The 12,915-nt window shown below is 35.2% G+C and carries 15 protein-coding genes and 1 pseudogene; 14 read left to right on the top strand and 2 right to left on the bottom strand.

What is annotated here, in order from left to right; all coding sequences use genetic code 11:
• Positions 1-379: 379 nt before the first annotated feature.
• From ODQ17_RS17525 to ODQ17_RS17500, 6 genes and pseudogenes are all read left to right on the top strand, one after another.
• Positions 380-934: a TetR/AcrR family transcriptional regulator gene (locus ODQ17_RS17525; RefSeq protein WP_322905273.1), complete on the top strand. Its 555-nt coding sequence runs from the start codon at positions 380-382 to the stop codon at positions 932-934.
• A 369-nt stretch (positions 935-1,303) separates the two neighbouring features.
• A complete protein-coding gene (locus ODQ17_RS17520) occupies positions 1,304-1,876 on the top strand; it encodes a hypothetical protein (RefSeq protein ID WP_322905271.1) in 573 nt (190 codons plus the stop codon).
• The gene (locus ODQ17_RS17515) at positions 1,816-2,418 is read left to right on the top strand and encodes a carbohydrate porin (RefSeq protein ID WP_322905269.1); all 603 of its coding nucleotides are present in this window, start codon (positions 1,816-1,818) and stop codon (positions 2,416-2,418) included. Before ODQ17_RS17520 ends, ODQ17_RS17515 begins: the two co-directional genes overlap by 61 nt.
• A gap of 11 nt (positions 2,419-2,429) precedes the next feature.
• A complete protein-coding gene (locus ODQ17_RS17510; RefSeq protein ID WP_322905267.1) occupies positions 2,430-3,725 on the top strand; it encodes a serine hydrolase domain-containing protein in 1,296 nt (431 codons plus the stop codon).
• A 217-nt stretch (positions 3,726-3,942) separates the two neighbouring features.
• The gene (locus tag ODQ17_RS17505; protein WP_322905265.1) at positions 3,943-4,500 is read left to right on the top strand and encodes a hypothetical protein; all 558 of its coding nucleotides are present in this window, start codon (positions 3,943-3,945) and stop codon (positions 4,498-4,500) included.
• 2 nt (positions 4,501-4,502) lie between these two features.
• Positions 4,503-5,211: pseudogene (locus ODQ17_RS17500) on the top strand (hypothetical protein).
• A gap of 115 nt (positions 5,212-5,326) precedes the next feature.
• Here the strand turns inward: ODQ17_RS17500 and ODQ17_RS17495 are convergent.
• Positions 5,327-6,229, bottom strand: coding sequence for a LysR family transcriptional regulator (locus ODQ17_RS17495; protein WP_322905261.1), 903 nt, complete (start codon positions 6,227-6,229; stop codon positions 5,327-5,329).
• A 112-nt stretch (positions 6,230-6,341) separates the two neighbouring features.
• On the opposite strand from ODQ17_RS17495, the gene ODQ17_RS17490 reads away from it, so the two are divergent.
• The 7 genes from ODQ17_RS17490 (at position 6,342) to ODQ17_RS17460 (ending at position 11,416) form a co-directional block, all read left to right on the top strand.
• Entirely contained in the window at positions 6,342-6,758 is a 417-nt protein-coding gene (locus ODQ17_RS17490) for a GlcG/HbpS family heme-binding protein (protein WP_322905259.1), read from the top strand.
• Positions 6,755-7,537 (top strand): SDR family oxidoreductase, encoded by a 783-nt coding sequence (locus tag ODQ17_RS17485; RefSeq protein ID WP_322905257.1) that lies wholly within the window; start codon positions 6,755-6,757, stop codon positions 7,535-7,537. Before ODQ17_RS17490 ends, ODQ17_RS17485 begins: the two co-directional genes overlap by 4 nt.
• Positions 7,538-7,627: 90 nt before the next feature.
• Positions 7,628-8,665, top strand: coding sequence for an FUSC family protein (locus ODQ17_RS17480; RefSeq protein ID WP_322905255.1), 1,038 nt, complete (start codon positions 7,628-7,630; stop codon positions 8,663-8,665).
• Positions 8,666-9,032: 367 nt separating this feature from the next.
• A complete protein-coding gene (locus ODQ17_RS17475; RefSeq protein WP_322905252.1) occupies positions 9,033-9,737 on the top strand; it encodes a hypothetical protein in 705 nt (234 codons plus the stop codon).
• Between the two features lie 141 nt (positions 9,738-9,878).
• The gene (locus tag ODQ17_RS17470) at positions 9,879-10,196 is read left to right on the top strand and encodes a hypothetical protein (RefSeq protein WP_005041709.1); all 318 of its coding nucleotides are present in this window, start codon (positions 9,879-9,881) and stop codon (positions 10,194-10,196) included.
• 316 nt (positions 10,197-10,512) lie between these two features.
• Positions 10,513-10,707, top strand: a complete 195-nt coding sequence (locus ODQ17_RS17465; RefSeq protein ID WP_252061358.1) for a hypothetical protein — start codon at positions 10,513-10,515, stop codon at positions 10,705-10,707.
• Positions 10,708-10,957: 250 nt separating this feature from the next.
• Positions 10,958-11,416, top strand: coding sequence for a hypothetical protein (locus ODQ17_RS17460; RefSeq protein WP_016138631.1), 459 nt, complete (start codon positions 10,958-10,960; stop codon positions 11,414-11,416).
• Between the two features lie 107 nt (positions 11,417-11,523).
• On the opposite strand, the gene ODQ17_RS17455 is transcribed toward ODQ17_RS17460, so the two are convergent.
• Positions 11,524-11,925, bottom strand: coding sequence for a DUF6130 family protein (locus tag ODQ17_RS17455; protein ID WP_322905249.1), 402 nt, complete (start codon positions 11,923-11,925; stop codon positions 11,524-11,526).
• A 131-nt stretch (positions 11,926-12,056) separates the two neighbouring features.
• Here ODQ17_RS17455 and ODQ17_RS17450 point away from each other — a divergent pair, with 131 nt between their 5' ends.
• Positions 12,057-12,680, top strand: coding sequence for a TetR/AcrR family transcriptional regulator (locus ODQ17_RS17450; RefSeq protein WP_322905247.1), 624 nt, complete (start codon positions 12,057-12,059; stop codon positions 12,678-12,680).
• Positions 12,681-12,915: the final 235 nt, after the last annotated feature.

The raw sequence follows: 12,915 nt of genomic DNA, 5'->3' as shown, positions 1-12,915 counted from the left end.
GTAGGACGGGAGAGGGACACCTTCGGGTGTGCTGGTTATATCTTTCACCAGTCTGCTAACCCTCTTCCGTTCTGCCACCATAATTTTAATGTCTGGTAGAACTCCCAATAAAAAGGAGTTGGCTTTGCACATCCATTATTTCTTGGCAGCCTTTGCCAAAAGCTATAACGACACAACTTAAACATGTAAAGCAGTTTGATAGCTATTAAGCTTTTCAGACTTTAATTCGGCTTAACCAAAAACTTAATCAACAATAAAACTTGAGATGTGCCAAGCACGGTCTTTACGGGCTTTGCTATGCCTTTTTTTCTCCCGAAAATGGCAACGGTTTTTTATATCTCATTTATATACAACAATAATTTTTTATAACGGTAAAAATATGCCACATTCAGATCTCCCATTCCGTGCTTTAAGCGTATTGCACACTTCCCGCTATCTTTTTAATAAATACGGCTTTCACAATGTCGGGGTAGACCGAATTGTTGAGTCGGCGAAAATCCCCAAAGCGACTTTTTATAACTACTTTCACTCAAAAGAACGTCTCATTGAAATGAGCCTAACCTTTCAAACAGATGGCCTTAAACAAGAAGTGCTTTCAATCATTCATATTCAAAAAGAATTAACCCTAGTTGAAAAACTGCGCAAGCTTTACTTTTTACATGCCGACTTAGAAGGGCTTTACCATTTACCTTTTAAAGCTATTTTTGAAATTGCGAAAACACATTCAAAGGCCTATCAGGTGGTCGTTGACTACCGAAATTGGTTTATTAATGAAATCTATAAACTGCTTTTAACAACGAATGAAAATGCTTCAAAACAAGATGCACACATGTTTTTGTTTGTGATTGATGGAGCAATGGTTCAGCTTTTAGACCCAAACAAACCAGATGAACGGAAGAGATTGCTTGAGTATTTTTTATTAGGATTTGGGTGATTTTTTTGATTATTTAATAGCCTAAGGGGTTAAGGGTTATATGTCATTTTTAGACAAAATTGATGTCATTAGCACACAAGTAAAACCAATATAAATATGTTGAAATCAGATTTATCAAATGAGACTGAAATAAATGAGTAAGCCCAAAATTATCGATATTTATTAAATATAATTTATTAATTTGTGGTGGAGGAGATTCAAAAACTATCAGATTTAATAAATATTAAATTGAGCTAGAAATAATCGTTATACCAAGTTTTTAATTATAAAAATATAAAGCTTGGAAAGTGATTAATTATATTTAAAGGAAAGGATTCTATGTATATATCTAAACAAGGATGTATAGGTACACTCGTGCTTTTATATACTATGAGTGCAAATGCAGAAGTTAGCCTAAAAGATAATTTTAAGTTCACAGCTAATTTTATTGATTTAGCGATGTATAGCCAAGAAAGTAATGTAGATGACAATTTTACTAATTCAGCAGGCTTGTTTTTAAATACTGAAATTAAATTAGCGAATGAAAGTCAGGATTTTGGGGTTCTAAAAGCACAATATGTGTTTAATGGTTTAAATGATGATGCACAGCTAAATACCTCAAACAATTGGTTTGGAGGAGTAGGAAGTTATGTCGGTGGAGCAATTGCTGCCAATGATTTGGCTTCATCCCAACTCAGTTTGCTGACTTGGGATAAGTATTGGAATGATAAGAAACTCTATACTTCCGTTGGGCGTACTAATCTAAGAAGATATTTCCTCTATAACAATTGTCAAAATATCCTTTTATGTACTGACCCGATTAAAGGGGCAATGGGTTCATTGCCGACTAACTATGCGTATTGGGGGGGTATGCCAAATATAATTTATCAGAGCATATCTATATGCATGCAGGGGTTTTTGAGGTCAACACAGATGATTATGTCTATAAGAAAAAAGGATTAGATTTTTCCTTTCATCACCAACTAGGTTATACCCAAGTATATGGTATGGGATATAAAGATAAAAATACTAAAGCAGAGTTATTATATTTTTATAATAATTCTGAATATCGTAATGCATATACTCAAGAAAAATATGATGGTACAGATGGTTTGAATTTTAGGTTTAACCATGATTTTAATAATCAGAATATTCCAACTGTATTTGGTGCTTACTCATATATTGATGAGAAAAACCAGCCTTATAAAAATTATTGGGAGCTTGGATTAAGCTACAAAATCAATCAAGGTAAAAATCATTTAGGCGTGAAATTCGGTCAGTCTCAACTCAATAATGATTATGTTTTAATGACAGAAAAAATTAATGGCAATAATAATAAAACAACCTCTTTTCTTTCTTTAGATACCGATATTAATTACAAACGTCTGACTCTAAGCCCATTCGTACAATACATCTGGAATCCAGATAACTACTACCGCTCTACAGGAAAAGCCTTCAATAGCAATGTGATTGTCGGTTTAGTCACTCAAATTAAGCTCTACTAAGGGAAAAAAAGATGAAGATTACAAAAATGAGCCTACTGTTCACTGGTCTATTCGTCAGTAGTGTCGCTTGTGCTGAATATAGCTGTCAGCAGTTGGAACTAAAGGACTGTCCAACGACCGTGGATAAAAAATTACCTGACCCACATGATATGTTGACATGGACGCAACAGCAAAGGGTGGTGGGCTTTCGAAATACATTCCGTAGTTATGATGGCAGTGTTTTTCACCCTGATAAGAAGAACATACTTGCACTTCCAAAACTAAAGAACAGCATTAAAAATAAGGATATCCATTACTCGGTAGATGGCAAAAATTATAATTTAAATGATTACTTGAAAAATCAAAGTGTTGCAGGTTTAATCGTATTAAAAGACGGCAAAATTGCTTATGAATATTATGGACAAGGCAACAATGAAACGACTCTATGGACTTCTCGTTCAGTGGCAAAGTCTATTGTGGCAACATTAATTGGAGTCGCTATTGAACAAGGTAAAATCAAATCAGTAGATGATCCAATCATTCAATACTTACCAGATTTGAAAGGAACTGCTTGGGAAAAAGTATCCTTAAAACAGCTTTTGCAGCATACATCAGGCGTTGAATGGAATGAAAACTATAAAGATCCAAATTCAGATTTTGCAAAAATGACCTATTGTGAGGCAGCTAACAATCCAGATGCTTGTGTCTATAAAAATGTGAAAAACTTGAAAGCGAAATATGAACCGGGAACGGTATGGTCATATAGCACAGGTGGTGCATATCTGGTGGGTAAAGTGTTAGAAGCTGCTACACATGAAAATATTGCTAAATACTTAGAAGATAACGTCTGGAAACGGGTAGGTATGGAGCGAGAAGGTGTTTGGCAGTCTTATACCCGCAATCAAGTTGACATGGGTGGACATGGGTTTAATGCAACGTTACGTGATTATGCGCGTTTCGGACAATTTATATTGAATGATGGGCGCGTTTCTAATGGAGACAAAATGCTACCCGAAGGTTGGACTACACAAGCGACCAAATGGAATCAAGCGAAAGGCTCTGTTTCAGAAAACTACCCAAAAGGCATATATGGTTTTCAATGGTGGAATTCACATGCCAAAAAAGGTTCGCCATTAAGCACACAAAATTCTGATGAAACTTTCTGGGGACTGGGCATCTTTGGACAAATGCTAGCAATTAACCCTAAAGACAAGATTGTCATGATGCAGTGGAGTACATGGGAAACTGCAATGCCATCCGCTGAGCTTGATAATGAAAAAAGTTTATTTTTTAATGCGGTAACTCAGCATCTTACCGAGCAAAAATAAGCAGTTTTTCTATAGCTTAGATTGTCATGAAATTTTAAATTGATAGCTTGGAAATATCTCAAAGTTCCCTTTAAAAAAGTGCTCTTTTGAACATAAAAGAGCACAAATAAAATAAGTATATATTTCATTCAAGGAAATTTTCTCTCTTCTTTTGATTTCATCTAAAACATAAAGTAAAGTTGCCTCACAAGATATTAAATAAAATGAATGGATTGTTATGAATATTATAAAAGGTACTAATTTCTGGAGATTACTTTCTATTATATTATTCTTTATAATTTTTCTGGGATTATATTATTTTTTTATTGTGTATCCTAAACATACAGAAAGAAATAGAGTTCAAATTGCTGAAGAAGTCTTATCTTCATTCTTTTGGTTAGATCTAGCTGAGGATAGTGAAATTCATAGTCTTATTTTAAAACGAGGCCTTGAATTAAGCCCACTTAATGATGAGATATATATTAAAGATTTAAAGGGTTTGAATTTATTTTATAGTTGGAATGATGGACATAAAGAAATGGACTATATCCTAAATAAATATTCAAACTATCCATCTTTTGATAAAGATGCTATTCGAGGATTATGCTTAAAGCTTATGTTTGTACAACAATATAATCAAAAAATTCAGCAAAAAAATTATTCTTCACCAAGGCTACTGGCATTAAAAAATATCAATCAACTTTATCTAGAAACTATAACCCCATGGTTAGATGACATGAAGGCTTTTGATGAATTTTATAAAACTAAACACATGATTCCAAATTGTAAGATATAGATATGGCCTCTAAAAACTTTCTGTCTACTATTGTACTGAAAAGTAAGGAGAACAAAGGAAATATAGCTATATGTTCCATTCTTTTTATTATTCCTTTATTTGTATTTCCTGCTTATCCTAAAAATGAATGGCAATACGAGCTATATCAATACATCACACAAACTATGCATGTGACTGTTGGTACGAAAGGCCCATTACCGTTTTTTACGATTCTTTATAGCCTTTACATAACTATAGTCATGTTCTTTCTAGGCTGTACAGTATGTTATTTTTTTATTAAAGAACATGGAATTAATAAAGCTTATCAAGAGGAAATTTATAAATTCTTTTTCAAAGCCGAGTTTGAATCTTCAAAAAAATACCCTTGGTTAGAAAAGCCTCTAATTAAAAAGACTTTAGTCTCAAGTACATTTGCTATATGTTTGATTATGGGCATTTTTCACTTTATTGATGATGATATTTCTCAGCACAGACCTAGACGTAAAGGTGGACTTATAGCATTTAGTTATAATTACAGAGTGGGGGTGATGTTCTGGGAAATAGCAGTCAGCTTATTTAGTATTTTCCCGATTTTTTATTTTGGTCTTTTATTTCTATATATCATTAATTATTTTTTCCGCGGGTTAGGTACGGGTAAGATGGCTATCCCTATGTCTGTGCCAAGCAAAAAAACAGAAGCGAAGTAAAAGAATTTTAAATAAGAATAACTAGTGTTTTTAGTCCAATATTTATTCATAACAAAAGTCGTATATTTCCATACGGCTTTCTTTAAGGCTGAAAAATACTTTTAAGTAAGGCTATTAAATTATATATCTCTAGGAGCAAGTTAAGGTTGGATTGGCTTGAGTTTTTTCTTTATATATTCAATAGCCTGAGTCACTTTTGCTGATTTCGTATTTTTCTGCGTAGTAACTGCCCATATGTTCATGGTACCAACATTCCAGTCATCGAGTACTTTAACAAGTTTACCCTCTGATAATGCTTGTTCAGCTTCAAATGTACTTAAACAACAAACACCATAGCCTTGTTCACACATTTTATGAAGAATTAAAGTATTGTTGGTCAGGTACTTGGGCTTAATTTCCCCATAGTAACTTGTGTAAGTTGATTCATGAAAAAAATATTTTTGAATCATCGTATCGTTAGTTGCATATTGTAAATGTAGCCAGTTTTCATCACCTAACTCATTGGGATGAGTGGGCATTCCATGTTTTTCTACCCAAGCAGGGGAAGCATAAAGTTTCATATGCATTTCAGAGATTTTGTGAGCAATAAATGAAGAGCTTGGCATTTCCCCAACACGTATAGCCAAATCAATCCGTTCTGTAATCAGATCGATATATTGATCTTGAACCTGAATGTTTAAATTAAGGTGCGGTAGAGCCCGAGACCAGTCTTTTAAGCTTTCTATAAAATAATTAGATAAACCGACTGGTGCTGAAATTCGTAACTCTCCAAAAGGTTCTTTTTTTTCGGTATCTAATAATGCTTGAGCATTTTCTGCCGCTTGAGCAACTTGTTTGCAATAAAAATAATATCGCTGTCCAATTTCAGTTAAAGATAATTTTCTTGTTGAGCGATGTATTAAGGTAATTCCACTAATTTTTTCTAAATATCGAATTTGTTGACTTACAGCAGATGGGGACATATTGAGAATTCTTGCCGCACCACTCATCGATCCTTGTTCCACTACTTTAGTAAAAATAACCATACGTTTGTAATGATCCATTTTGAACCCTGGCTTCAAGCTGTTTGAATTTCAAAGCTACTATTATGAACTTACTTATTCAAATACTATTTTTATGAATCAAGAAGAGTATTCGATGGGAAGGTAAATCTTTATGAAACATATTTGGGCAAAGAAAATGATTTCATTCGGAGTAGATTTAGCCAGTCAACAGCAACTCAGCTTTTGTTTTGCAATCTATGATGAATCTGCAAATTTACTTGCTTTCCAAAGAATGGATCATTCAATGCTAGGGTCAATTGACCTTGCTTTGATGAAAGCTAAAACAGCGTGCTTATTTCGGACAGAAACTCAAGAGCTTGGACGGCTATCACAACCGAATATGCCCATTTGGTCTATAGAGTTTAGTAACGGAGGCCTAAGTACAATCGCTGGTGGTGTGCCACTTCTAAATCAGGTTGGAGAGTTTATAGGAAGTATAGGTGTCTCTGGTGGAACAGCAGAACAAGATAAAGAAATGGCACAAATGTGTTCAGAATATTTTCTAAAAAATGTAGGGTTTACGCAATGAAAAAAGTATTAGTAACTGGTGCTGGAACTGGATTAGGAAAATTAATGGCAATTGCGCTTGCTAAAGCAGGTAATCAGGTGATTGCTTCAGTTTACGCCTTATCTGAAATAGAAAGCTTAAAAGAATTCGCAGTAAAGCAAAATGTTAATTTAACAGTTGAAAAGCTAGATATTTCGAATGCAGAAGATCGAGAAAGGGCAGCTACTTGGAATGTCGATGTACTGATTAATAATGCAGGTATCGCAGAAACTGGTCCATTAGCAGAAATACCAATGGAACATTTTAAAAGAAACTTTGATGTCAATGTTTTCTCAGCTTTAGCTTTAACGCAAAGCATTATTCAAAATATGGTGAAATCTAATATTGCTGGACAAATCATTTTTATTTCATCTGTTGCAGGGTTAATCACAAAAGCATTAACAGGTCCGTACTGCGCAACAAAACATGCCATAGAGGCCATGGCAGAAGTCTTGAGTGAGGAACTCAAAGACTACAATATTAAGGTGACGGTTGTTAATCCTGGGCCTTACGACACTGGCTTCAATGATGCTCAAATGCTAGAAATGAAAAAATGGTACGATCCAAAGAAAAACTTTACCCAGCTGACTGAAGACAGCTTCAAATTTCCTTTAGAACAGTATAGTCCTGAGGAACTTATTGAGCGTATTGTGAAAGTTGTGTCGGGTGAGGTGAAGTTATTTAGAAACTTATTACCTGAGAGTTTTGTTGATATTGTAAAAGACTATCAGGCTGATTTGTGGGTTAAAGAAAATAATTAAAAAAAGAGCTGTTCCTCTAGTTAAACTAGTGGGACAGCTTTTAACTCAACATTCCGCATATACCTTACTTAATTTTATTTGGTAATAATGATGAGTAGATTTATCAAAATATTAAAACAAGAATTAATAGGATTATTTTTATTACAAAAGAGTGATAGGACTTGGGAACTTCCTTTAACAGCAGCCTTAGCAACAAGTTTACCAATTTTTTTGGCTATATATTTGGGACATATTGAATACGGTTTGATCTCAAGCTTAGGTGGAATGATATTTCTCTATACGCCGAATAATACACCTTTACACTACCGTTTTTTAACAATGACCTGTGCAACAGTAGGTATTAGTTTTAGCTATTTAGTCGGTTTACTGAGTCACTCATTAGAGTTTCCTTTATTTATTATTTTTTCTCTGATGACATTTGCTATTTTGGTGATATGCCGATTTTTTAGAGTAGGTCCACCTAGTGGATTATTCTTTATTATTGCATTAAGTGTTGGCACAAACTCAAATATAGCGATTTCACAAATTCCATTTAATGTGGGAATGATGTTTTTGGGTGCACTATTTGCAAGCTTTTTAGCTATGATTTATAGCGTATGTATGTTGCACAAAAAGAAAGAAAAATTATCTACACCTTCTTTTAATTATGATTTTAACTATGTAATTAGTGAGTCTATTATTATTGCTTTATTTGTCGGTATAGCAGTTTTCTTTTCTAAAATATTTGAGTTAAAAAATTATTATTGGGTTTCTGTAAGTTGTTTGATCGTATTACAACAGACTAATTTTAGAGATGTTTTTAGTAAAATTTTACATCGTGTACTCGGTACAATGATTGGAGGAGGAGTTACAGTTTTAATATTGTCTCAACTATTAAATGGGTGGGGCATCGCTATAGCTGTTATGTTGTTAATGTTTGTTGTTGAATATTTTATTACACGGAATTATGCATTAGCAGTTATTTTTATTACCCTTTTAACTATTTTACAAGCCGAAGCGAATACTTTAATTTTAGAGAGTGCAAATTTTGATTTGTATTCAATAGCCTTTACCAGATTTATAGATGTATTGCTGGGGTGCTTTATTGGTTTAGTTGGTGGATATGTTATACATAACCGAAAGTCTTAGTTTTGAAATCTTTTATTCTTATCAAATATCGAAAACTATATAAAAATCAAAAAACTCAACATCATTCTAAGTCTTTGATCCTACGATCAGTCTATAGCTTAGATTGTCATGAAATTTTAACTTGATATTTAACAAGGGTAATTTTAGAATCCGCCCAACTAATTTTTAGGAGCTTCAATGTGAGTACTTGCTCGAGTGACAGTAGTCGATCGGTAATAGTCTAAGTATCCACTGAAGTCCTGACAGACCTCTTTTTGTGGATGCAAGAAGAGGTTTTTTATTTTCATCTTTTCATTTCTATTATTAACCCATGATTTATTCATGACAGGTTGCAGTACTTGCATGTGCTCCATAACTTATGGGAGTGATGCCAGTGTTATTTACTTTAAAGAAGCGCTCACTTATTTCTGGTTTCTGTTTATTCGCATTATCTAACGCTAGCCATAGTGGACGACCTATGGTTGTGGACGATGCTGCTCTTGTTTCGCCAAAAACTTGCCAGCTAGAAACATGGGTACAGCATAATCCTGACAGCAAAGAATATTGGGCAACACCAGCCTGTAATTTTGGCGGCAATTTTGAATTTGCTGTAGGGCTGGGAAGAGTAAACGATGATACCGAGCACGTCAGTTATGCAACTTTACAAGGTAAAACCTTATTAAAGCCTTTAGAAACGAATGATTGGGGAGTCGGGTTTTCTTTTGGCACACAAATCAATACCAAAGATTCTTCAAAAAAAGATTGGACGGTCAACGTTCCTTTAAGTCTTTCTACATTAGATGATAAGTTTTTAATCCATACTAATATTGGCTGGCTACGTGAAAATACTACGCATAAAAATCAAACTACGTGGGGAATTGGAACCGAAACACAACTTACTCATCCATTAACACTCACTGCCGAAGTATATGGTAATGACCGAAATGATACCTTTTACCAAACAGGTTTTCGATACATGGTCTATAAAGACCTTGTGCAATTAAACGCAAGTTATGGCAACCAAATGTCTCATCACGATAATGCTTTTTTCTCCATCGGATTTGTATTTCTAACACAGCCATTTTTACCTTAATAGCTTATGTGCATCTAAACCTATCAATAAATGTGACAGAATCTAACTTTTTATATCATGTAAATACGACTATGCTAATTGGACTTGAGCACTTCCTTTTGAAGTGTTCGTCTTTTCGTTAGTTTTTTAGGTATTTAAAAAATGAATAAAATGCACGTAACTTTAGCGGTCATTATTGGTTTAATTGTTGGTGGTGTAATAGGCGCTCTCGGTTACTCTAAAACTGCTGCACGTTATGACGCGATGACTACAGCCTGTGTCATGGTAAATCAAGCGGTTGAACATGGCATCTTGAAGCCAGAACAAGTGAAAGAGCTTGGTGAGCTAACAGGCCAAAGCCTTAAAAAAGATTATGAGTCAGTTGCATCCAAATTTAAATTCTCTGAAAAGCAATTAGGTAACGCATCTGAAGGTTCTAATTGTAGTCAGTTTATTGTTGGGGTAAATGCCGCAAAATAACCATTAGAAAGCCCACAGTTTGTGGGCTTTTTTGATTTCATCATTTATAATTTTCACAATACTTTTATTAGAATTTAATTATGCTTATTGTTTTTATTATCTTAGCGGTCTTCTTGGTTCTTGCACTTTTAACTAAATTTACTAAATAAAATTCTATATGTTTGTACTTTCTAAAACCTGCTTGTAATAGACTATGATCGGCTACAAGATCAACTGAACATATTGTTTACAGACTGCTATAATAATGATCAAAGCAAAATCTAAGCTTGCTCTAAAGGCAGGCTTTTTATATGTGCAAGCAAATCTACTCGGAAATATGAAACGTTATTTAAAACAAATTGAGTCAACTACTTCCACTTGGACCACAGAGCAAGACTGCTTCTTGATAGAAAATAATTTTCTTTCAATTCAGGAACTCATCGAACAGTTACCTTTTTCTGAAGAAGAAATACGAGTGCGCCGAGCTGTTCTTGGTTTAGTTCGACGGGATAAGCAAATGAAAACATATTAATTTTATCAAATGGTAAAAAATAATATGAAAGTAAATATTTCTAATTATCTCTATTCAACCATTCATTTTGCGGATGAGTTATCAAAACCATAATTTTTTTAGGTATTTTTATGGTGCAATTTACATAAACAACTAATTAATTACAAACCACTCCAATAAGGATACCTTTAATTACACTACTTTAAGCATAATCAAAGACAGAAAACATTCATAGATCAGCACTTTATAACAATAGTACGGAGAGAGGTTAATGCCAAAGTATCTAGCTGTAGCCGAAAAGGTTTATAAAAATATTAAAAAAGATAGCTTATTCACTGATGACATTACTCAGAACCTTAACTGTTTAATTAGTCAGATTCGAAAAGCCATCAAGGGAACAGAGTTTAAGCTCAAATACAACTATATAGACTTTGAAGAAAACTTAACGAAACCGTTAAGTGAGTGCAAGGTCCAGATTGATTTGAGTGTTATGCCGAAGTTCGCAAATGAAGGTGAGTATCTTCTTTGGTTAGCTGGTTTTATCGAGCGAATCACAGAAGGAGGAAAACCTAAATTACCACCAATTTCGCATTTTTTGCCACCAGGTTTTAAGATGTCGAAAGATGCGTTTCCTGTGACTGTTGCTCCTGTAAAAGAAGAGCATGCAGACATGATTATTAATTATTTTAAATCTGAGGATTTTATTAAAACTAATAAAACTCCTTCATAAAAAAATATAGAAGTGAACGTCCACCTTGCTTCTATATACTGCTGCTTTTAAGTTCAGCGACCGCCTTCTGGGGCGGTTTTTTTTTATGGGTGTTACACCATTACTGGTCAATGGGGATGCGTATTTCTAGAATCTATGTTGTTGGTTACAAACGTCAACGTCTGATGATCTAACACTTGATGTGTCGCATCAGCTAAATCAATGGAGATCGTATGTTCACCGGGAGTCAGTCCCTGAAGGACGATTGGCTCTTCAGAAGCTTGTACCCAATGCCAAGAATTGTGGTCAAGTGAGACATGCAGGTGGCCGAGTTTTGGTTTGACTGCGAGCGCTGCATCACCATAAACAGACAATATTCGAATATTCTGCGCATGCCAGCGAATAATGACGACCCCTTTAATGACCTGATGATCTGTTGGAGAGTCAATGATCAAATGGGTGGCATTATCTTTTTGCTGCACAGGTGATACGCCAACAATAGGCTCGTTTGCATAGGCTTGCGATCCCAAAAGCAATACCCCCAGTATTCCTGTGACCAGTAACTTTGTGTTCATAACGAAGCACTCTGAGATTAATGTAAGCACAGATTACATTGATCTCAAAGTACTGTCAAAGTTAAACTATCGTAAATTTACAAGTGATGAAATTCATGGCAGACACACAACGGGGTTATCACCACGGCGCACTTAAAACCGCACTTATTGATGCGACGTTGATTCTTTTAAAAGAGGATGGGATTGAAGCCGTTACTGTTCGAGAGGCAGCTAAACGGGCTGGTGTTTCACCAGGCGCACCGTTTCGCCATTTTCCATCGAGAGCTGCACTACTGAATGCGGTCGCAGAAGAGGCCATGGTTCGTCTCACCATGCAAATCGAGCAGGCACTCATACAAGCAGCGAGTCTCTCACCCTTAGAGCGATACCGTGCATTGGGACAGGCGTTCCTGATTTGGGCCTTTGAAAATCCGCATCACTTTCAAGTAATTTCCACACGCGCAGTCATCGATTTCGAGGGAAGTGGGCTTCGAGCAGCCAACGACAAGATTCGTCGTCAGATGCGACAACTGCTGAATGATGCCGTATCGAGTGGAGAGCTAGTCGGTATTTCGGCTGAAGATGCCTTGTTGTCTACTCGTGCATTGGCTTATGGCCTTGCCCGTATGAACATTGATGGGCAGTTACAGAGTTGGGAGATTAAGTCAGGGGACTACCTTGGGCTTGCACAACATCTGATCAATGAACAAATTGATCGCCTCAAGCGTTGAGATTTTATTCTGATCTCTAAGTCGTACTCAATGTCTTAAACAGGGTGTGCATTTTCGCTTATTGGGGCGCTAGCAATTACAGTATGAGGAAACTGAGCCATGTCTTTCGGGAGCAATCGCTTCGAACTGTAAAAATCTTCTATATAACTACTAGTTTTAAAGTTCAGCGACCGCCTTCTGGGACGGTTTTTTTACTCAAAAATCAAGACTGAGTTAACTTTTCTTTTTGAGTAAA

The organism is Acinetobacter sp. IRS14 (genome assembly GCF_034650275.1).
Taxonomy (GTDB): Bacteria; Pseudomonadota; Gammaproteobacteria; order Pseudomonadales; family Moraxellaceae; genus Acinetobacter; species Acinetobacter oleivorans.
Note: the sequence above shows the minus strand (reverse complement) of the source record. Positions and strands in the feature narration are given on the sequence as shown.

Coding starts and splice junctions, on each gene's coding strand:
- ODQ17_RS17465 (WP_252061358.1), top strand. CDS start 10,513: ATGAAACGTTATTTAAAACAAATTGAGTCAACTACTTCCACTTGGACC.
- ODQ17_RS17520 (WP_322905271.1), top strand. CDS start 1,304: ATGAGTGCAAATGCAGAAGTTAGCCTAAAAGATAATTTTAAGTTCACA.
- ODQ17_RS17485 (WP_322905257.1), top strand. CDS start 6,755: ATGAAAAAAGTATTAGTAACTGGTGCTGGAACTGGATTAGGAAAATTA.
- ODQ17_RS17515 (WP_322905269.1), top strand. CDS start 1,816: ATGCATGCAGGGGTTTTTGAGGTCAACACAGATGATTATGTCTATAAG.
- ODQ17_RS17470 (WP_005041709.1), top strand. CDS start 9,879: ATGAATAAAATGCACGTAACTTTAGCGGTCATTATTGGTTTAATTGTT.
- ODQ17_RS17490 (WP_322905259.1), top strand. CDS start 6,342: ATGAAACATATTTGGGCAAAGAAAATGATTTCATTCGGAGTAGATTTA.
- ODQ17_RS17510 (WP_322905267.1), top strand. CDS start 2,430: ATGAAGATTACAAAAATGAGCCTACTGTTCACTGGTCTATTCGTCAGT.
- ODQ17_RS17505 (WP_322905265.1), top strand. CDS start 3,943: ATGAATATTATAAAAGGTACTAATTTCTGGAGATTACTTTCTATTATA.
- ODQ17_RS17495 (WP_322905261.1), bottom strand. CDS start 6,229: ATGGATCATTACAAACGTATGGTTATTTTTACTAAAGTAGTGGAACAA.
- ODQ17_RS17475 (WP_322905252.1), top strand. CDS start 9,033: ATGCCAGTGTTATTTACTTTAAAGAAGCGCTCACTTATTTCTGGTTTC.
- ODQ17_RS17480 (WP_322905255.1), top strand. CDS start 7,628: ATGAGTAGATTTATCAAAATATTAAAACAAGAATTAATAGGATTATTT.
- ODQ17_RS17460 (WP_016138631.1), top strand. CDS start 10,958: ATGCCAAAGTATCTAGCTGTAGCCGAAAAGGTTTATAAAAATATTAAA.
- ODQ17_RS17525 (WP_322905273.1), top strand. CDS start 380: ATGCCACATTCAGATCTCCCATTCCGTGCTTTAAGCGTATTGCACACT.
- ODQ17_RS17450 (WP_322905247.1), top strand. CDS start 12,057: ATGAAATTCATGGCAGACACACAACGGGGTTATCACCACGGCGCACTT.